An 18,941-nucleotide genomic window follows, 5' to 3' on the forward strand; every position below is an offset into this window, starting at 1 on the left:
ATTCCAATCTGGTCAGGCTTATAGAGAAACAAGTTCGCGCTTGCCAGTGGGCAGTTTGGTTCATAGGCATTCGCCATGATCGCCGCACGCGCAGACCAAAATGCACCCAGTGCCCCCCTTTTAGAGGTTGCGGGGCTTTGTGTCAGCCGCGGGGTGCGCCGGCTGGTCGATGGGCTCGATGTTTCCGTCGGGGCCAATCAGGTGCTGGAATTGCGCGGGGCCAATGGCGTCGGCAAGTCGACGCTGCTGCTGGCGCTGGCGGGAATCGTGCGGCCCGAGGCGGGCAGCGTGCGGTTCGCCGGGGGCGGGCCCGAAGTCGATCCGCGCGAACGCATGCAGCTCATTTCCTATCAGCACGGGCTGAAACCGCGGCTGAGCGTCGTCGAGAACCTCAGGTTCTGGCAGGCGCTGCATGGCGCCAGTGGCAGCGCTATCGAGCTGGCGCTGGAGGCGGTCGGGCTCGGCGGGCTCGGGGCGCTGCAGACGGGGTATCTCAGTTCGGGGCAGGTGCGGCGGTTGTCGCTGGCGCGGCTGCTGGTGTCCGAACGGCCAATCTGGCTGCTGGACGAGCCGACGGCGGCGCTTGATGCCGAAGGTGAGGCGCTGGTGGGGCGGCTGATCGATGCGCATCGGCAAAAGCCGGACGCGGTGATCGTCGTCGCGACGCATCATGCGCTGCAGCTGGCCGATCCGACTGGGCTCGTCACCGTGACGCTGGGGAAGGGCGCATGAACGCGTTCCGGGCGGTGCTGGTGCGGGACCTGAAGCTGTCGCTGCGGGCCGGTGGCGAGGCACTGGTGCTGGTGCTGTTCTTCGTGCTGGTCGCGGTGATCGTGCCCTTCGCGGTCGGGCCGGACCGGCCGCTGCTGGCGCGACTGGGACCGGGGATCGTTTGGATCGCGGCGTTCCTGTCCATGCTGCTGGGGCTCGACCGGTTGTTCCGCGCGGATGAGGAGGATGGGGCGCTGACGCTGATGCGCTTTTCGGGCCTGCCGCTCGAAGCGATCGTTGTCGCGAAAGTGATGGCGCACTGGCTGGTGACGGCGCTGCCGCTGATCGTTGCGACGCCGCTGCTGGCGGTGCTGCTGTCGATGGAGTGGGGCGCGTGGTGGGTCACGGTGCTGGCGTTGGTGCTGGGTACGCCGGCCCTGACGGCACTGGGGGCCGTGGGGGCTGCGGTGACGGTGGGGTTGCGCGGTGGCGGGCTGCTGGCGCCGGTGCTGATCGTGCCGCTGGGGATTCCGGTGATCATTTTCGGCGTCGGGGCCACCGATCCGCTGGCCGGCAGCGGCGCGTTGCTGCTGCTCGGCGCGCTGAGTTTGCTGACCTGCGCCTTTTCGCCCTTCGCGGCGGCGCTTGCCTTGCGTTCAGGGGCAGAATAGACCGCTTTTCATGAGTGTCGACGCGCCCGCCAAAGCCAATTGGTTCAGCCAGCTTGCCCACCCCGGTCAGTTTCTGCGGTGGAGCCGGTTCGTCCTCGTGCCGCTCGCTGTGGTGACTGCAGCCACCTTCGCCATCGGGCTGTGGCTGAGCTTTTTCGGCTCGCCCGAGGACTACCAGATGGGCGACATGGTGCGGGTGATGTATGTGCATGTGCCCAACGCCTGGCTGAGCCAGTTCGTCTATGTGGCGATGGCGATTTCGGCGCTCGGCACGCTGGTGTGGCGGCATCCGCTGGCCGATGTGGCGAACAAGGCCGCGGCACCGTTGGGCGCGGTGTTCACCGCGCTGGCGCTCTACACCGGATCGCTGTGGGGCCGGCCGACCTGGGGCACCTATTGGGAATGGGACGGGCGGATGACCTCGACGCTGGTCCTGTTGTTCATCTACCTGGGCATTGTCGCGCTGTGGCGCAGTTTCGACGACCAGCTGCGGGCGGGGCGGATCGTCGCCGTGGTGACGCTGGTGGGCGCAATCAACATTCCGATCATCAAGTTCTCGGTCGACTGGTGGAACACGCTGCATCAGCCGGCGAGCGTCTTCACCGCAGAGGGGCCGAAAATGCCGGGGTCGATCCTGGCGCCGCTGCTGGTGATGATGCTGGCGTTCACGCTGCTGTTCGTGTTGCTGCAGACTATACGCATGCGCACCGAAATCCTGCGGCGGCGGGCCGAAACCCTGAGCCGTCAGGCCGCCATGCAGGGGGTGTCGCGATGATCGCCGAGGGTGCGCATGCCGGGTTCATCGCCTTCTCCTACCTGGGGGTTGGCATTATGACGCTCGGCACGATCGGCTATGTGCTGTGGGACGCGCGGCGGATCAAGGCGCGGCTTGCGGCGCTCGACAAGGCTGGCATCCGGCGCCGGTCGGAGCGCCGGGACTCGTGAGCCGTCCGCAGGTCATCCGGATAGCGCTGGCCGTGTTGCCGCTGGTGCTGCTGGTCGGGCTGGTGGTGGTCTTTGCCACCAGCATGAACCGGGACCCTTCGCTGGTGCGCTCGGTGCTGATCGACAAGCCGGCGCCGACGTTCGCCTTGCCCGCGGTCGCCGGCAGTGGTGTCGATGGCTTCGATACGGCGTCGCTGAGCGGCGATGGCGTGACTGTGGTCAATGTGTTCGCCAGCTGGTGCATTCCGTGTCGTGACGAGCACCCGCTGCTTGAGCGGCTGAAGGCGGAAAGCGGCGCGGCGCTGTTCGGGATCAACCAGAAGGATGCGCCGGACAATGCGGTGGCGTTCCTCAATGACCTCGGCAATCCCTATGACCGCATCGGTGCGGACCGGGACGGGCGCGTGTCGATCGATTGGGGCGTCTATGGGGTGCCCGAGACCTTTGTCGTCAATGCTGCGGGGATCATCACCTACAAGCATGTCGGGCCGATCACGCCGCGCTCGCTGAGCAAAGAGGTTCTGCCTGCAATCGCCAAGGCAAAGGCGCCCGAATAAGGGAACGAGTCGGGCAAGAAACCGTTTTGTCCTCAACGCCGCAAAACGCGGCTCGCAATTGAGGAGAAGACACATGCCGACAGGAACCAGCCTGCGCAATGTCGAACAGGGTATGAAGGTCTACGATCTGGACCGCCATCATATCGGCAAGGTCGAATATGTCCGCTTCGGCGACGACGATCCGTCGACCCCCGAGGTCGAGGCCGCCGGGAGTTCAGCCTATCCCGAAGACAACAACCACTCGATCATCGAGGACCTCGCCGAGGCTTTCCGCAGCGACGATCTGCCGGAAGAAGTCCGCGAGCGCCTGCTGTCGCAGGGCTTCGTCCGTCTCGATGCCGATGGGCTGTTCGCAGCCGACCGCTACATCACGCCGGACCAGATCACTTCGGTGACGAGCGAAGGCGTGACGCTGGGCGTGAGCAAAGACGATCTGATGAAGCGGCCGTAATACCGCTCCGACGCTCTGACGATTTGTGGCCCTGTCCAGCCTGGACGGGGCCTTTTGCTGTCCTGGGTCAGTTTGCTGTCCTGGGTCAGGCGGTGGGATCGACCGGCGGTATGGCCTGCGCGTTGGCCTTCTTGTCTGCCTCGTCAGGCGCGTATTTCGTCAGCAGCGACAGCTGCAGCATGGAAAACACGATGGTCACCGGCATGACGCCCCATAGCTTGAAGCCGGCATAGAACCTGTCGCCCGCCTCGGTGTCGGCAAAGAACATTTCCGAGCCGCGCCAGGCGATCTCGTTGAGCACGGCGAGCCCTAGAAAGAACAGGCCCCAGCGCAGCGTGAGCACCTGCCAGCCCTTTTCCTTCAGCTGATAGACTTCGCCGAAGACATATTTCAGCAGCGACTGGCCGAACAGCAGACCACCCAGCAGTGTGCCTCCAAACAGCAGGTTGACGATGGTCGGCTTGATCTTGATGAACAGCGAATCCTGAAACCACAGGGTCAGACCGCCGAAGACCAGAACCATGGCGAAGGTGATCAGCGGCATGACGGCGACGCGCTTGAACAGCAGCCAGGAGATCGCCAGCGAGATGGTCATCGCCACCATGAAGGGGGCGGTGGCGAAAATGATCGGGCTGGCGAACCAGCTGCGCAACAGTTCGCTGCTTTCCAGCCAGCCTTCACCGAAGCTGGTGCAGATAAAGAAGATGATCAGCGGCCCGATCTCGAGCCCCAGGCGGATCATCTGCGGGCGCAGCTCGTCCCAGTTTAGCTCTTCGGTCTTGCTGTCGTCTGTCATGAAGTGGTCCCTGCGATCGCTGCCGCAAAATCGCGCGCGGCGAACGGCTCAAGATTGTCGACGCCTTCGCCGACCCCGATGAAATGCACCGGCATGGCGTGCTTGTTGGCGATGGCGACGAGGATGCCGCCGCGCGCCGTGCCATCAAGCTTGGTCATGACCAGCCCGGTGACGCCGGCACGCTTACCGAAGATATCGACCTGATTAAGGGCATTCTGGCCAGTCGTCGCATCAAGGGTGAGCAAGGTTGCGTGAGGGGCAGAGGGTTCGACCTTCTTGATGACGCGGATGATCTTTTCGAGCTCGCTCATCAGTTCGTCGCGGTTCTGCAGGCGCCCCGCGGTGTCGATGATCAGCACATCGGCGCCTTCGGCCCGGGCGCGCTCGACCGCTTCATAGGCGAGGCCCGAGGCGTCGGAGCCGGCCGGCTTGGCGACGACCGGCGCGCCGGTGCGCTGGCCCCAGACCTGAAGCTGTTCGATGGCCGCGGCGCGGAAGGTATCACCGGCGGCGAGCATGACCTTCTTGCCGTCACGGGCATAAAGGCTGGCGAGCTTGCCGATCGTGGTGGTCTTGCCCGAGCCGTTCACGCCGACCATGAGGATGACATAGGGCGTTTTCGCCGGATCGATGACCAGCGGCTGGGCCACGGGATCGAGCACTGAAACGATCTCGCGCGACAGGACGGCGCGGACCTCTTCGTCAGTGACGTCCTTGTCGAAGCGGTCGCGGCGCAGCGCATCGGTGACGGTGACGGCCATGTCGACGCCGAAATCGGACTGGATCAGGATATCCTCCAGATCGTCCAGCATCGCCTGGTCGAGCTTTTTCTTGGTGAAGACCGCCGCGATGTTCTCGGTCAGCTGGTCGGAAGAGCGCTTGAGCCCGGAGGCGAGACGCTGGAACCAGTTGAGCTTTTTCGGCGCCTCGGGCGGGGTGATGTCTTCTACCGGCTCGGTGGGTTCGGCCGCGTCGTCGTCGACACGCTCGGCATAGTCCGAGGTCGCCTCGGGCGGGCCGGCGGGTGGCTCTTCGCTCTCGGGCGTGACCTGCATGCCGGCGTCGTGCATCGCCGCCTCAAGCGCGATCTCTTCGCCGGGGGGCAGGATCGGCGGGTCGTTCTCGTCGATGGTCTCGAGGACGTAGTCCTCGTCGCTCATACCGGCCTGCGGGGCCTCAGGCTCAGGCGGCTCAGGCGCGGCTGGCACCGGCTCGGCCTCGCTCTCGGGCGTGACCTGCATGCCGGCATCGTGCATCGCCTCTTCGAGGGCAATCTCGTCGGCCGGGGCGAGGATGGGCGGGTCGTTCTGGTCGATGGTTTCGAGGACGTAATCCTCGTCGCTGAGACCGGCCTGTGGGGCTTCGTCGTCAGTTGTCTCACCAGGTTCCGGCGCAGGCGCAGGCGGCGGCTCGGTTTCGGCCTCGGGCGTGATGCGCATGCCGGCTTCATGCATTGCCGCTTCCAGCGCGATCTCCTGATCGGGCGGCAGGATGGGCGGCACATCGGTGTCGATGCGTTCGACGAGATAGTCCTCATCGGAGAGACCGGTAGAGGACACTTCCGGTGTATCGGCCGGCGGGGCCGGAGTGGGCTCTGGCGGGGTTTCGGCGCGACCGAACAGCCGCGAGAAAAAGCCTTTTTTCTTTTCAGCCATCAGGCTGCGCTCCTGAGTGCTTCGCCGATGAGGCCATCGGGGGTGACGCCGACAATACGGGCAGACACCAGTTCGCCCTGATGATGCCCCGGGATCGACACGGGGATGAAGTGTTCCTGACGGCCGAGGCCGTCGGTTTCGACCAGAACGGTCTCGACGGCGCCAAGACGGGTGGTTGCGAGTTTTTGAAACTGGACGTCGCCAAGGGCCCGCAGCCGGGCGGCGCGGCGCTTTGCAAGACTGCGATCGACCTGCGGCATGCGGGCCGCCGGGGTGCCCGGCCGCGGCGAATAGGGAAAGACATGCAGATAGGTGAGGTCGGCCTCGGTGACGAAGCTGAGCGAGTTCTCGAACATCGCGTCGGTCTCGGTGGGAAAGCCGGCGATGATGTCGGCGCCAAACACCATGTCGGGCCGTAACGCGCGCAGCTTGCCCACCACCTCCAGCGCCTCGGCGCGGGAATGGCGGCGTTTCATGCGTTTGAGGATCATGTCGTCGCCGGACTGCAGCGACAGATGCAGATGCGGCATGAGGCGCGGATCGGTGATGGCTTCGTAGAGCGCTGGATCGGCTTCGATCGAGTCGATGGAGGAGATGCGCAGCCGCGGCAGATCGGGCACGTGGCGGAGGATCTGCTGCACCAGCTTGCCGAGTGTCGGCGTGCCCGGCAGGTCCGGGCCGTAGGAGGTGATGTCGACTCCGGTCAGCACGACTTCGCGATAGCCGTTGGCAACAAGCTTGTTGATCTGGTCAACAATCTGCCCCATGGGCACGGAGCGGGACGGGCCGCGGCCGAAGGGGATGATGCAGAAGGTGCAGCGATGGTCGCAGCCGTTCTGTACCTGCACGAAGGCACGGGCGCGCCCGTCCATGCCCTCGATCAGATGACCGGCGGTCTCGGTCACCGACATGATGTCGTTGACCTGCACCTTGTCGTTGAGCGGCACGCCGAAGGCCATGGGCGCGTAGCTGTCGGCCTTCAGCTTGTCGGCATTGCCGATGACGAGGTCGACTTCCGCCATGTCGCCGAAGCTGCGCGCTTCCGTCTGGGCGGCGCAGCCGGTGACGACGATGCGTGCCTTGGGGTTGTCGCGGCGGGCCTTGCGGATCGCCTGGCGGGCCTGGCGCACGGCCTCGCTGGTGACGGCGCAGGTGTTGACGATGATCGCATCATCGAGGCCGGCCTTTTCGGCCTCGGTCTTCATCACCTCGGACTCATAGGCATTGAGCCGGCAGCCGAATGTCAGCGTCTCGATGGCCATCAGGCGGCATCCTCCGCCGCGCGGGTGAAGGCGCCGGTCATCGGATCGAATGTTCCGGCGAACTCGCGTTCGGCCGGGCCGGTGAGCAGCACGTGCTCGTCAGCGCGCCATTCGACGAAGAGATCGCCGCCCGGCAGCGTGACGGTCGCCTTGCGACCGGTGCGGGACGTCCGCACCGCATTGACCAGTGCGGCGCAGGCGGCGGTGCCGCAGGCTTGGGTAAGGCCGGCGCCGCGTTCCCAGGTGCGCAGAATGATGTGGTCGGGAGCGACGACGCGGGCGATCGAGATATTGGCGCGCTCGGGGAAGATCGGGTGGTTTTCGAGCAGCGGGCCGAAGCGATCGAGCGCGTAGTTCCACACGTCGTCCTCGACCCAGAAGGTGGCATGCGGATTGCCCATGGAAGCCACGGAGGGGGTGTGCAGCACCGGCGCGTCGATGGGGCCGACCTGCAGTTCGATGCCGGTGGTGTCGTAGAACTCTTCGGCCAGCGGAATGTCTTCCCAGCCGAAGCGCGGCTTGCCCATGTCGACGGTAATCAGCCCATTCTCCAGCTCGTCGCCGGTGATGATGCCGGCGAGGGTCTGGAAGACGAAGTGGCGCGTGCCGGTTTCGGCGGCGAGCGCCTGGACGACGCAGCGCATGCCATTGCCGCACATTTCGGCCAGCGAGCCGTCGGAGTTGAGCACCTCGACATAGTTGTTGGTGCCAGGCGTCTTCGGATCATGGATGGCCATGATCTGATCGAAGCTGGTCATCGGGTCGGCATTGAGCGCGACGGCGGCACCGGGCGCGACGCGGCCGGCGCGCCCGCGCATGTCGGCGACGATAATCTGGTTGCCCAGCCCGTTCATCTTGAGGAAGGGGGCCGTGCTGGTTGTGGCCGAAGTCATGGCAGTGCCCGGGCGCCGTGGTCTGATGACGCCTATATGGCGGATCACGGCGGCAATTGCCAGTGGCGGGGCGTTTTGGCTTTGCTGGCGGATGCCATCAAGAGCGCCTCACCCTCCCGTCTGTGAAGGGCGAGGCGCTTCGGTGTTGCGTCGGTCGCTAGCCCTTGACCTCGGCCCAGCCGTTGGTCTTTTCGCTTTCGAAGACCGCGTCGATGACGCGCATGGTCTTGATGGCGTCCTCGACGCCCCAATCCAGCTTTTCCTCGCCCAGGACGGCGCGGGCGAAGGCGTCGACCTGCAGCGTATACTGGTCGCAGGGCGGCAGGATTTCGCGGCGGCTCAGATGGCCCTCCGGCGAATAGCCGGGGTCGATCAGGATGGCGGTGGCCTCATCCTCTGGGGCGTTGAAGGGCACGATGATCTCGACGCGGCCCTTGGTGCCGATGAGCTCGAGCGACTGGTGGCCCACAGACTGGGTGGAGCAGGTGAAGCTCGCCTGCTTGCCGCCGCCGAAATCGGCTATGACCGAGGCGAGGCGATCGGTGTGCATCTGCGGATCGCGATCGATCAGCGAGACGACGCGCTGGGGTTCGGACTCGAAGAGGAAGCGGGCGCCGGTGATCGGGTAGCAGCCGATGTCGTAAACGCCGCCGCCGCCGATATCGGCCTGGTTGCGCACATTGGTGGGGTCGGTGAGGAAATAGGTGAAGACGCCGCGCACGGCGCGCAGTTCGCCCAGCTCGCCCGAGCGGGCGATTTCGCGGGCACGGTGCCATTGCGGGTGGAAGCGCACCATGAAGGCTTCGTAGTAGACGATGTCGTCGGGGATCTCGCGCAGGCGCTCGGCCTCGGCGGCGTTCAGCGCGGCGGGCTTTTCGCACAGCACGTGCTTGCCGGCCTTTGCCGCGGCGAGCGTCGTTTCGACATGCAGGTGGTTGGGCAGCGGGTTGTAGATAGCGTCGACATCGGGGTCGTTGAACAGCGCTTCATAGCTGCCGTGGATCTTCACGTTCTTGCCCTCGAGGCCGAGTTCCTTGACATAGGCCTCGGCCTTGCTGCCGTCACGGGACGCGACGGCGACGACCTCGCCCAGTTCGGATTTCAGGATGGCCGGTGTGACCTTCTTGAGACCGATATTGGCGGTCGACAGAATGCCCCACCTGATTTTCTTCGCCATGACACTTCCCTCCTCGTCTAGACGGGTTGTGTTAGCGACTGGGGGACAGGGCGGCAAGGGGAACGGACGGGGCAGGGCTTGCGGCCGCCATTGCCTCGCGACCATCATGGCCCGGCCGTGCAGCTGTTTCGGGGCGGCGGAGTGTGTTTACTGGATCACCGGGACAAGCCCGGTGATGAGGGCCGGGAAATATGGGGCAGACTGCGGGCGATTTCACCTGTGTGGCCCGCATCTCGCGCCCGCCTCGTGGTTCGACACGCTCACCATGAGGCTTCGCGGGCTTGTGGCTCGACAGATGTCGGAACCGGTTGGTCCTGGATCAGTGCTTCCGCGCCTCACCCTGAGCCTGTCGAAGGGCGAGCCGTCCGCACGGACGCGCCCTACGCCACCTGGCCGGCGGCCCAGCCGGAGGCCCAGGCCCATTGGAAATTGTAGCCGCCGAGCCAGCCGGTGACATCGACGCATTCGCCGACGAAATAGAGGCCGGGGACGGTGCGGGCCTGCATGGTGGCGGAGTCGAGGCCTTTGGTGTCGATGCCGCCCAAGGTGACTTCGGCGGTGCGGTAGCCTTCGGACCCGGTCGGCTTCATGGTCCAGTGGCGCAGCGCCTCTTCGATGCGGGCGAAGGTCTTGTCGGACATGTCGCCGAGCATAGTGGTGATGCCGAGTTCTGTGGCGAGCATCTGTGCGAGGCGTTTCGACAGATGCTGGCTGAGCACGGTCTGCAGCTGCAGTTTCGGGGTTTCGGCGCGGGCCTGGCGCAGGATGTCGGTCAGTTCGCCATGCGGGAACAGGTCGATGGCGATGGCATCGCCTTCGCGCCAATAGCTCGAGACCTGCAGGATCGACGGGCCGCTCAGGCCGCGGTGGGTGAAGAGCAGGGCTTCCTCGAAGCGGGTTTTGCCGGTGCCGACGGTGACCGGATCGACGGCAATGCCGGAAAGCGGCGCGAGGCGTTCGAGCAGGCGCGGCTCGAAGGTCAGCGGCACGAGTGCGGGGCGGGTTTCGGTGACGGCGAGGCCGAACTGCTCGGCGAGGCGATAGGCGAAGCCGGTGGCGCCCATCTTGGGGATCGACTTGCCGCCGGTGGCAACGATCAGGCTGTCGCCAGTGAAATTGGCAGCGGCGGTCGCAACGGTGAAGATGCCGTCGGCGTGGGTGACGCCCTCGATCTCGATGCCGAGCCGCAGGTTGGCGCCAGCCTTGGTGAGTTCGGCGGTCAGCATGTTGACGATCTGCGTGCTGGCGCCGTCGCAGAACAGCTGGCCGAGGGTCTTTTCGTGATAGGCGATGCCGTAGCGCTCGACGAGGTCGATGAAGTGCTGCGGCGTGTAGCGGGCCAGCGCGGACAGCGCGAAGCGTGGGTTGCGGGACAGGAAGCGGTCGCGCCCGGCCTTGGTGGTGGCGTTCACATTGGTGAAGTTGCAGCGCCCGCCGCCCGAGATGCGGATCTTGTCGCCAGCCGATTTGGCGTGGTCGAGCAGCAGCACCTTGCGGCCGCGCTTGCCGGCCTCGATGGCGGCCATCATGCCGGCAGCGCCGGCGCCGAGGATGATGATGTCGTAGTGGTTGAGCGGCGTGTTCATGGCGCGGGGCATACTATGTTGCGGCTGCCTGCGATAGGGGCCGAGGCGGCAGGCAGGGCGCGGCTTCGCCATCCGAGGATAGGCAAACTCCTATTGTCGGTGCGGTTTGCCGATTGACTAATTGCGCAACAGGCGTAGAACACCCGCGCCGTAAACAAGGAGCCGGTGCATGCGCATCGCCCAGAACACGATCGTGACCTCGACGCTGGCCGGCGGCCAGCGCGTCGGTGCGTCGGCGGCCAGCAAAACCACCAAAACCCCCTGAGCCGATCCCCGGGCATCTCCCGCCGGGGAGAGGCCCGAAGCCAATGTGCCGCGGGGCCGATCGCGTCCCCAGCGCGGGGGAGTGAGGCAAAAAGGACTTTCGAAATGGGTTATCGCGTCGCAGTCGTCGGGGCCACGGGCAATGTGGGCCGGGAAATGCTGAACATTCTGGCGGAGCGGAATTTTCCTGCCTCCGAGGTGATCGCGCTGGCTTCGGCCAAGTCGCAGGGCCAGGAGATCAGCTATGGCGACAAGCGCCTGAAGGTGCGCAATCTCGAGCATTTCGACTTCACCGGCGTCGATTTCGCGCTGATGTCGGCGGGCTCGGGGATCTCCAAGGCCTATGGCGAAAAGATCGGCCGCACCGGCTGTATCGTCGTCGATAATTCGAGCTTCTGGCGCTACCATTCGGACGTGCCGCTGATCGTGCCTGAGGTGAATGCCGAGGTGCTGGACGGCTATATGGCGCGCAATGACCGCAAGAACATCATTGCCAACCCGAACTGCTCGACGGCGCAGCTGCTCGTGGCGCTGAAGCCCCTGCATGACTTCGCCAAGATCAAGCGCGTGGTGGTTTCGACCTATCAGTCGGTTTCCGGCGCCGGCAAGGAAGGCGTCGACGAGCTGTGGGCGCAGACCAAGGGCATTTTCGTCAACGACAAGCCCGAGACGCGCAAGTTCACCAAGCAGATCGCTTTCAACGTCATTCCCCATATCGATGTCTTCATGGAAGACGGCGCGACCAAGGAAGAGTGGAAGATGGTGGCCGAGACCAAGAAGATCCTCGACCCCAAGGTCAAGCTGATCGCAACCTGTGTGCGTGTGCCGGTGTTCGTGGGCCATTCAGAAGCGGTGACGCTGGAGTTCGAGAACCCGATCACCGCCGACGAGGCGCGCGACATCCTGCGCGAGGCGCCGGGCGTCAGCGTGATCGACAAGCGCGAGGACAGCGGCTACGCGACGCCGGTGGAAGCGCAGGGCGACAACGACACCTATGTCAGCCGCATCCGCGAGGATTCGACGGTCGAGAACGGGCTGGCGCTGTGGGTGGTGTCGGACAATCTGCGCAAGGGTGCGGCACTCAACACGGTGCAGATTCTCGAGACGCTGATCGAGCGCAATCTGGTGGACAACAAGGCGGCGTAAGGGGCACCTGCGCCGACGCGGCCCGTTTCAGAGGTCCATTTTCCTCCTCATCACCGGGCGTGTCCCGGTGATCCAGGGGGCCGCGCACGATCGCTTCTGGATGGCCGGGATAAACCCGGCCATGAGGGCCGAGGGCGTATGTCGTGCGGCAGATGCGCCAAACGGCGGCGCTGCCGGACGCTGTTTTCCATGGCGTTACACTCTCGATCGGACCTTTGATGCCGCTGCGCCATATTCTGCTCTCCTTTGCCGTCGCGACCGTTCTGGGCATGAGCTTCGTTGCGGTGCGCTGGGGTGTCGATGAGGTGTCGCCGCTGTTGATGACGGCGGCGCGCTATGCGCTTGCGGCTTTCCCGGCGCTGTTCTTCATCAAGCGCCCGCCGGTCAGCTGGCGGCTGCTCGCGACCTATGGGCTGCTGATCGGGGTGGGGCAGTTTGGCCTCTTGTTCCTCGCCATCAAGCTCGGCATGCCGGCGGGGCTGAGCTCGCTGGTGATCCAGCTGCAGGTGTTCTTCACCATCGGGCTCGCCTTCGTCTTCTTCGGCGAGCGGCCGAGGCCGTGGCAGATCATCGGGGCGCTGGTCGCCTTCGGCGGTATCGCGGTGATTGCGCTCGAGCGGCTGGAGGGCGCGGCGCTGCTGCCGCTGGTGCTGACTATTGCCGCCGCCGGGTTCTGGGGGTTCGGCAACATGGCCTCGAAGCGGGCCGGGCGGATCGACATGACCGGTTTCGTCGTCTGGTCGGCGCTCTTTCCCGTGCTGCCGCTGGTTGCCGGCGCCGTGCTGCTCGACGGGCCGGGGATATTCGCGGCCGCGGCGCAGAACCTCACCTGGCGCGGCCTGGCTTCGGCCGCCTTCATGGCCTGGGGGGCAACGCTGTTCGGCTTTTCCATGCTGGCGCGGCTCTTGAGCCTCTACCCCGCGAGCCAGGTCTCGCCTTTCATGCTGTTCGTGCCCGTCGCGGGCATCGCCAGCGCCGGGCTGCTGCTGGGCGAAACGGTAACCGGGATCGAGATCGCCGGCAGCGCGCTGGTGTTCCTGGGCCTGATGATCAATGTTTTCGGCGGACGCCTGCTGCGCAGGTTCGCATGATCATCTTGCGTCCGCCGCGCCCGGACGAGGGCGAAACGCTGGCGCGGCTCTTCACCGCGTCGCGCAAGCTGCTCGATTTCCTGCCGCAGCTGCATACGCCCGCAGAAGACATCGTCTTCATCACGACAAAGGTGCTGCCGGCCTACCGCATCACGGTGGCCGAGGTGGACGGGGCGATCGCCGGCTACATGGCGGATGAACCCCATGAAGTGCAGCAGCTCTATCTCGATCCCGGCTTCCTGCGGCAGGGTATCGGCACGGCGCTGATGAATGACGTCAAGGCGCGCAATGACTGGCTCGCGCTTTGGTGCTTCGAACAGAACCACCGCGGCCGCGCGTTCTACACCCGGCACGGCTTTGTCGAGATCGGCCGGTCCGATGGCGACACCAACCCCGAAGGCGCGGCCGATATCCGCTTCCGCTGGCAGCGGGGATAGCCCACCGGCAGCACTGCTGGCACTATGTCCGGCGGCAGGGGGACGGGCGCATGCGGGCGGCGATTTACACGAGATATGGCGGGCCGGAGCGCCTGCGGCTGGCGGAGGTGGCACCGCCGCAGGCGCAGGCGGGACGGATGATCGTCCGCGTCATGGCGGCCTCGGTCAATTCGTGGGACTGGGACAAGCTGACGGGCAATCTGCTGGGGCGGATCGGCGGGCCGTTCGGGCCGCAACACAGGTGCCTCGGCGCCGATATTGCGGGTGTGGTCGAAAGCGTCGGGCCGGATGTGACGGCTTTCCGGGTGGGCGACCGGGTGCTGGGGGATCTCACAGAGAGCGGCTGGGGCGGCTTTGCCGAGCTGGCGTCCGCCGATCCGCGCTATTTCACGGCCGTGCCCGAGGCACTGGATTTTCCCGAAGCGGCGACGATTGCGCAGGCGGGGCTGCTGGCCTGGCAGGGGCTCACCCTCGGTGGGGCACTGCAGCCGGGCAGATCCGTTCTGATCAATGGCGCCGGCGGCGGCATGGGCAGTTTTGCGGTGCAGATGGCAAAGCGCGCCGGCGCGATCGTGACCGCGGTCGACAGCGCGGCGAAGGCCGGTCTGATGCGCGAATTAGGTGCCGATACGGTGCTCGACTATCGAAGAACCGATTTCGCCGCGCTGGACGCGCGCTATGACGCGGTGCTGGATGCCATGGCGCGGCGGCCGATGCGGGCGCAGCTTTCGGTGCTGAACCGGGGTGGCCGTTATGTGGTCGCTGGCGGGTCGGTGCGGGCGCTGCTCGCCACCGCGCTGCGGGGCCAAACGCTTGGCCGCGAGGCGGATACGCGCTGCGACCTGCTGTTCTGGCGCCCCGATGAGGGTGATATGGCGGTCGTGGCGCAGATGGTGGCGTCGGGCGACATCCGGGTGCCGATCGACGAGGTCTATCCGCTGGCCGAGACGGCGCGGGCGATGGCAAGGATCGGGGCCGGAGAGAGCCTCGCCAAGCTGGTCGTCCTGCCGCAGCTCTAGTCGGCCAGCAGGCTGGCGAAGCGGGCGGTGTCGACATTGCCGCCCGAAATGACGATGCCGGTGCGACGGCCCGCCGTAGGGACCACGCCGGTGAAGGCGGCGGCTGCGGCCAGCGCGCCGGTCGGTTCGACGAAGAGCTTCATGCGCTCGGCGAAAAACCGCATGGCATCGATCAGCGCGGCATCCGGAACGGTGACGATCTGGTCGACGAGGTCGGCGATTATGGGAAAATTGATGGCGCCGAGCGCCGGGGTGAGCGCCCCGTCGGCGATCGAATGCGGCACCGGAATGGTGACGATGCTGCCCTGTTGCAGCGACTGCCGGCCATCGTCGCCGGCTTCGGGTTCGACGCCGATTATACTGATCCCGGGGTTGAGATGGCGGGCGGCGATGGCGCAGCCGGCGAGGAGCCCGCCGCCCCCCAGTGGCACGACGAGCGTATCGAGATCGGGGACATCGGTCAGCAGTTCCAGCGCTACCGTCCCCTGACCGGCGATGACATCGGGGTGGTCGAAGGGCGGAATGAGGGTCAGGCCGCGTTCGCTGGCGAGGCGGCGGCCGATCTCGGTGCGGTCTTCGGTATAGCGGTGATAGCTGATGATCTCGCCGCCATAGCCGGCGGTCGCGGCGCGCTTCATGGCGGGCGCGTCGTGCGGCATGACGATCGTCGCCTTGGTGCCGAGCATGGCCGCGGCGCAGGCGATGGCCTGGGCGTGATTGCCGGAGGAAAAGGTGACGATGCCGGCGGCGCGCGCCTCGTCGGGCAGCGCAGCGATGGCGTTATAGGCGCCGCGGAACTTGAAGGCGCCGACGCGCTGGAAATTCTCGGGCTTGAAAAAGAGTTCTCCGCCGGCCGTTGCATCGGCGGTGCGCGAGGTGAGGACCGCGGTGCGGTGGGCCTTGCCGGCGAGGCGCGCGGCGGCGGCTTCGACATCGGCGAAGCCGGGACGAGGGAGCGGTGTGGTCATCAGTGGTCCGGGGTCGTGGCGGGGCCAGGGTCCATGCCGACCGAGTGGACGGCGACGTCGCGCAGATGCTGGCGCATGGCGGCTTCTGCGGCAATGGGGTCGCGGCTGGAAATAGCGGTGAGAATGGCCGCATGCGCGGCGACGAAACGGCTGGCGCGTTCGGCGGTGTGCGAGGCCTCGCGCATCAGCGTCCAGTCGGCGCGGCGGCGCACGTCGAGCACAGTGTCGAGCATTTCGAGCAGCAGCGGATTGCCGGCGATCTCGGCGATCAGCCGGTGAAAGCCGATGTCGGCCTTTTCATAGTCGCTGGCGCTGGTGGTTTCGTTCACAGCGGCGGCCGCCCGGCGGAGGTTTTCGACATTGGTTCGCGTGGCGTGAATGGCGGCAAGCCGCGCCAGTTCGGGCTCGATGACGAGGCGGGCCTCCATCACCTGGACCGGGCTGACCCGGTCGCTGAGGCGTCCGCTGGGCGGAGCGCCGACGAAGGTGCCCTGGCCCTGATGCCGCCAGATGGCGCCTTCGCGTTCCAGCCGGTCCAGCGCCTGGCGGATCGCGCGCCGCCCGATGCCGAGTTCTTCGGCCAACTGGCGTTCGGGTGGCAGGCGCGCACCCTGTGGAGCGTCGGCAATGCGCTGGCGTAGCGCTGACAGGGCGGCGAGGGCGGGGGGCAGTTCGAGTGCGGTCACATCAGCTCAGCAGTTGAATGAGGTCCCAGATCATCTTGGCTGACGTTATGAACAGAAAGAAGGCAAAGCACAGCTGAAGGGCGCGCTGCGGAATGGCGTGGGCGATGCGGGCACCCCAGGGCGCGGCAATGACGGTGCAGGGGATGAGCAGCGCCGTGCACAGCACGTTGACATAGCCCAGCGACAGCGGCGGCAGATTGGGCTCGCCCCAGCCCAGGATGATGTAGCCGATGGTGCCGGGGACGGCGATGACGAAGCCCATGGCCGCCGCGGTGCCGACGGCGCGGCGCATGTCATAGCCGAAAAAGGTGAGGAAGGGGACGCTGAGCGTGCCGCCGCCGATGCCCATCATGGTGGAGATGAGGCCAACGACACCGCCGAGTCCGATCTTGACGGGCTGATTGGGGAAGTCATTGAACACGGCATTGCCTTCGCGCCGGAACACCATGCGCAGGGCGACGATGAGCGCCACGGTGGCAAAGATGGCGGTGAGCACCCAGCCTTTCAAAAACCCGGCGAGAATTGTGCCGAGGACCACGCCGACAAAGACGGACGGTGCCCAGCTGCGCAGCAGCGGGAAATCGACGGCCCCGCGCTTGTGGTGACTGCGCACGGAACTGAGCGAGGTGACGATGATGGTCGAAAGCGAGGTGGCGACGGCGACATGCATGCGCACATCGGGGTCGATATTCATGGTGGTGAACAGCTGGTAGAGCACCGGCACGATGATGATGCCGCCGCCGACGCCGAGCAGGCCCGCCAGGATGCCCGCCGCGAGCCCGGCGACCAGGACGACCGAGAGCCAGATAACAAGTGTCGAGCCATCCATGCCCAGTGCGGCGAAATCCATGCGTGTTCCCTCCAGAAGCCTTACCAATCCGAACCAATTTGTTCGTCGTATCAGTCACGCAACTAGCAGATGCAGGGCTGCGAGGCCAGTGAGTTCAGCGCCTGAGGGGTCGACCGTGAATTGGTTTTCATTGGTTTGACGTGCGTAAAAGGCCGCTGTGGTCCCGGGTTTCTGCGCATCGCGGCGGTTACCCTAACGGCAGATGTTCTCCGCGCTGCCCGGGGTGCGTGCTAGGGCCGCCCTGCGGTACGCTGGTGACGGGGTGGCGGCGGGTACGGAGGATGAGGCCATGGCCCGACCGCCTGGACGCGTCCCGTCACTGGCGTATGGACGCCGGGAACGTGCCGCAGGCTTGACGCGGGGGGGCTGAGGCCGCAAACGGGGAGTCTCTCCTTTTTCGTCGCTCCGCGTTCGCCGGATCCGGCCAATCTTCAGATATCGCTCATGTCCGCGCCCCGCCTCGCGCATCCGCCGCGCCCGAAATCGCCGCCGCTCAGCGAACTGACGCCACGCCAGGTGCAGTGGATCGTCGGTGGCGCGGCGATGACGCTGGCGACGCTGCCGGGGCAGACGATCTTCATCGCGCAGTTCAACACGGCGCTGCGCGAGACCTTCGGGCTGAGCCATGGCCAGTTCGGCGGGCTGTATACGATCGCGACGATGTCGAGCGCGACGCTGCTGGTGTTCGTGGGTGGACTGGTCGACCGGTTCAGCGCGAGGGGGCTGGCGGTGGCGGCGATTGCCGGGCTGGCCTTGACGGCAGTGGCGATGGGGCTCCTGGGGCATGTGGTGCTGCTGGTGATGGCGCTGGCCTGCCTCAGATTCTTCGGGCAGGGCATGCTGAGCCTGATCGCAATGACGACCATGTCGCGCTGGTTCAACCGGTTTCGTGGACGGGCGCTGAGCTTTGCCGGGCTGGGCTTCACCATGGGCGATGCGACACTGCCCTTCATCATCACCATGTCGATCGCCGCGTTCGGCTGGCGGCAGGTGTGGTTCGGCACCGCCTGCATGCTGGTCGCCGTGGTGGCGCCGCTGATCTGGGTGCTGTTTCGCGATCCGCCCGATGGCAAACGGGCCAAGGCGAGCGGCACGATCAACCCAGACGGGGCGACGAGTTCGACGCTGACCGGGGGCCGTTGGACGCGCGGCAAGGTGCTGCGCGATCCACTGTTCTATTCGGTGCTACCCGGCATCATGGGGCCTCCGGCAATCGGCACACTTTTCATTTTTCACCAGGCGCATCTGGCCGAACTGCGCGGCTGGGACCTGACGGTGCTGACGGCGCTGTTTCCGTTCCTGAGCCTGACGGCAGCAGGGACGAGCGTTTTCGCCGGGTTCCTCGTCGACAAGTTCGGCGCCTACCGGATGATGCCCGTGGTGCTGCTGCCACTTGCCACCGCCTGTCTCGTCGTTGGCACGCTGTCGCCGGTGTGGGCGATTCCGCTGATCTTCATGTGCATCGGGCTCACCATGGGGCTGATGAACCCGGTGGTCGGATCGCTGTGGGTCGAGATCTACGGCAATACGCATCTGGGCGCGATCCGCGCCATGGTGACGGCGGCGATGGTGGCGGCTTCGGCGCTCGGGCCCGGACTGGCCGGCGGGCTGATCGATATCGGCATCGACCTCGACTGGCAGGCCTTCGGCTACATGAGCTACTGCGTGTTCTGGAGCGTGATGTATCTGCTGTTGCAGCGGCGGTTCGAGGCGCGCAGCACGGGGCTGATCGCGGAACTCGGCTAGCTGCGCAGGCAAGCATGGATCAGATCCAGC

At 65.9% G+C, this 18,941-nt stretch carries 20 protein-coding genes; 11 read left to right on the forward strand and 9 right to left on the reverse strand.

The window, feature by feature from the left end; translation table 11 throughout:
- Window positions 1-75: 75 nt before the first annotated feature.
- From ccmA to ACN0TK_RS00895, 6 genes are all read left to right on the forward strand, one after another.
- Window positions 76-732, forward strand: a complete 657-nt coding sequence (ccmA, locus tag ACN0TK_RS00870) for a heme ABC exporter ATP-binding protein CcmA (RefSeq protein WP_417307540.1) — start codon at window positions 76-78, stop codon at window positions 730-732.
- Complete coding sequence (ccmB, locus tag ACN0TK_RS00875; RefSeq protein ID WP_417307541.1) at window positions 729-1,382, forward strand: heme exporter protein CcmB; 654 nt, start codon at window positions 729-731, stop codon at window positions 1,380-1,382. The genes ccmA and ccmB overlap by 4 nt, the downstream gene beginning before the upstream one ends.
- Before the next feature lie 10 nt (window positions 1,383-1,392).
- The gene (locus ACN0TK_RS00880) at window positions 1,393-2,157 is read left to right on the forward strand and encodes a heme ABC transporter permease (protein ID WP_417307542.1); all 765 of its coding nucleotides are present in this window, start codon (window positions 1,393-1,395) and stop codon (window positions 2,155-2,157) included.
- Window positions 2,154-2,327 (forward strand): hypothetical protein, encoded by a 174-nt coding sequence (locus ACN0TK_RS00885; protein WP_417307543.1) that lies wholly within the window; start codon window positions 2,154-2,156, stop codon window positions 2,325-2,327. The genes ACN0TK_RS00880 and ACN0TK_RS00885 overlap by 4 nt, the downstream gene beginning before the upstream one ends.
- A complete protein-coding gene (locus ACN0TK_RS00890) occupies window positions 2,324-2,884 on the forward strand; it encodes a DsbE family thiol:disulfide interchange protein (protein WP_417307544.1) in 561 nt (186 codons plus the stop codon). The genes ACN0TK_RS00885 and ACN0TK_RS00890 overlap by 4 nt, the downstream gene beginning before the upstream one ends.
- Before the next feature lie 73 nt (window positions 2,885-2,957).
- The gene (locus tag ACN0TK_RS00895) at window positions 2,958-3,335 is read left to right on the forward strand and encodes a hypothetical protein (RefSeq protein ID WP_417307545.1); all 378 of its coding nucleotides are present in this window, start codon (window positions 2,958-2,960) and stop codon (window positions 3,333-3,335) included.
- A gap of 85 nt (window positions 3,336-3,420) precedes the next feature.
- Here the strand turns inward: ACN0TK_RS00895 and ACN0TK_RS00900 are convergent, their stop codons facing one another.
- From ACN0TK_RS00900 to ACN0TK_RS00925, 6 genes are all read right to left on the reverse strand, one after another.
- On the reverse strand, window positions 3,421-4,131 hold the full coding sequence (locus ACN0TK_RS00900) for a septation protein A (protein WP_417307546.1): 711 nt from the start codon (window positions 4,129-4,131) through the stop codon (window positions 3,421-3,423).
- Window positions 4,128-5,786, reverse strand: a complete 1,659-nt coding sequence (ftsY, locus tag ACN0TK_RS00905) for a signal recognition particle-docking protein FtsY (protein ID WP_417307547.1) — start codon at window positions 5,784-5,786, stop codon at window positions 4,128-4,130. Before ftsY ends, ACN0TK_RS00900 begins: the two co-directional genes overlap by 4 nt.
- Window positions 5,786-7,048: a tRNA (N(6)-L-threonylcarbamoyladenosine(37)-C(2))-methylthiotransferase MtaB gene (mtaB, locus tag ACN0TK_RS00910; protein WP_417307548.1), complete on the reverse strand. Its 1,263-nt coding sequence runs from the start codon at window positions 7,046-7,048 to the stop codon at window positions 5,786-5,788. The genes ftsY and mtaB overlap by 1 nt, the downstream gene beginning before the upstream one ends.
- Complete coding sequence (gene dapF / locus ACN0TK_RS00915; protein ID WP_417307549.1) at window positions 7,048-7,941, reverse strand: diaminopimelate epimerase; 894 nt, start codon at window positions 7,939-7,941, stop codon at window positions 7,048-7,050. The genes mtaB and dapF overlap by 1 nt, the downstream gene beginning before the upstream one ends.
- A gap of 157 nt (window positions 7,942-8,098) precedes the next feature.
- Window positions 8,099-9,118, reverse strand: coding sequence for a Gfo/Idh/MocA family protein (locus ACN0TK_RS00920; RefSeq protein WP_417307550.1), 1,020 nt, complete (start codon window positions 9,116-9,118; stop codon window positions 8,099-8,101).
- A gap of 380 nt (window positions 9,119-9,498) precedes the next feature.
- Window positions 9,499-10,704 (reverse strand): NAD(P)/FAD-dependent oxidoreductase, encoded by a 1,206-nt coding sequence (locus ACN0TK_RS00925; protein WP_417307551.1) that lies wholly within the window; start codon window positions 10,702-10,704, stop codon window positions 9,499-9,501.
- A gap of 369 nt (window positions 10,705-11,073) precedes the next feature.
- On the opposite strand from ACN0TK_RS00925, the gene ACN0TK_RS00930 reads away from it, so the two are divergent.
- The 4 genes from ACN0TK_RS00930 (at window position 11,074) to ACN0TK_RS00945 (ending at window position 14,661) form a co-directional block, all read left to right on the forward strand.
- Window positions 11,074-12,114, forward strand: coding sequence for an aspartate-semialdehyde dehydrogenase (locus tag ACN0TK_RS00930; protein WP_417307552.1), 1,041 nt, complete (start codon window positions 11,074-11,076; stop codon window positions 12,112-12,114).
- A 218-nt stretch (window positions 12,115-12,332) separates the two neighbouring features.
- Window positions 12,333-13,205 carry an EamA family transporter gene (locus ACN0TK_RS00935; RefSeq protein ID WP_417307553.1) on the forward strand — a complete coding sequence of 291 codons (873 nt, stop codon included), beginning with the start codon at window positions 12,333-12,335 and terminating at the stop codon, window positions 13,203-13,205.
- Complete coding sequence (locus ACN0TK_RS00940) at window positions 13,202-13,642, forward strand: GNAT family N-acetyltransferase (RefSeq protein ID WP_417307554.1); 441 nt, start codon at window positions 13,202-13,204, stop codon at window positions 13,640-13,642. The genes ACN0TK_RS00935 and ACN0TK_RS00940 overlap by 4 nt, the downstream gene beginning before the upstream one ends.
- A 50-nt stretch (window positions 13,643-13,692) precedes the next feature.
- Entirely contained in the window at window positions 13,693-14,661 is a 969-nt protein-coding gene (locus ACN0TK_RS00945) for an NAD(P)-dependent alcohol dehydrogenase (protein ID WP_417307555.1), read from the forward strand.
- Here ACN0TK_RS00945 and ACN0TK_RS00950 read toward each other — a convergent pair.
- From ACN0TK_RS00950 to ACN0TK_RS00960, 3 genes are read right to left on the reverse strand one after another with little or no spacing between them, the layout of a single operon-like run.
- Window positions 14,658-15,629 carry a threo-3-hydroxy-L-aspartate ammonia-lyase gene (locus ACN0TK_RS00950; protein WP_417307556.1) on the reverse strand — a complete coding sequence of 324 codons (972 nt, stop codon included), beginning with the start codon at window positions 15,627-15,629 and terminating at the stop codon, window positions 14,658-14,660. The two genes, ACN0TK_RS00945 and ACN0TK_RS00950, sit on opposite strands and share 4 nt — an antisense overlap.
- On the reverse strand, window positions 15,629-16,315 hold the full coding sequence (locus ACN0TK_RS00955) for a FadR/GntR family transcriptional regulator (protein WP_417307557.1): 687 nt from the start codon (window positions 16,313-16,315) through the stop codon (window positions 15,629-15,631). The genes ACN0TK_RS00950 and ACN0TK_RS00955 overlap by 1 nt, the downstream gene beginning before the upstream one ends.
- A gap of 1 nt (window position 16,316) precedes the next feature.
- A complete protein-coding gene (locus ACN0TK_RS00960) occupies window positions 16,317-17,165 on the reverse strand; it encodes a sulfite exporter TauE/SafE family protein (protein WP_417307558.1) in 849 nt (282 codons plus the stop codon).
- Window positions 17,166-17,609: 444 nt separating this feature from the next.
- On the opposite strand from ACN0TK_RS00960, the gene ACN0TK_RS00965 reads away from it, so the two are divergent.
- The gene (locus tag ACN0TK_RS00965; protein ID WP_417307559.1) at window positions 17,610-18,911 is read left to right on the forward strand and encodes an MFS transporter; all 1,302 of its coding nucleotides are present in this window, start codon (window positions 17,610-17,612) and stop codon (window positions 18,909-18,911) included.
- The last annotated feature ends 30 nt before the right edge of the window (window positions 18,912-18,941 follow it).

Origin of the sequence: Devosia sp. (assembly GCF_048261455.1) — a bacterium.
Lineage (GTDB): Bacteria > Pseudomonadota > Alphaproteobacteria > Rhizobiales > Devosiaceae > Devosia_A.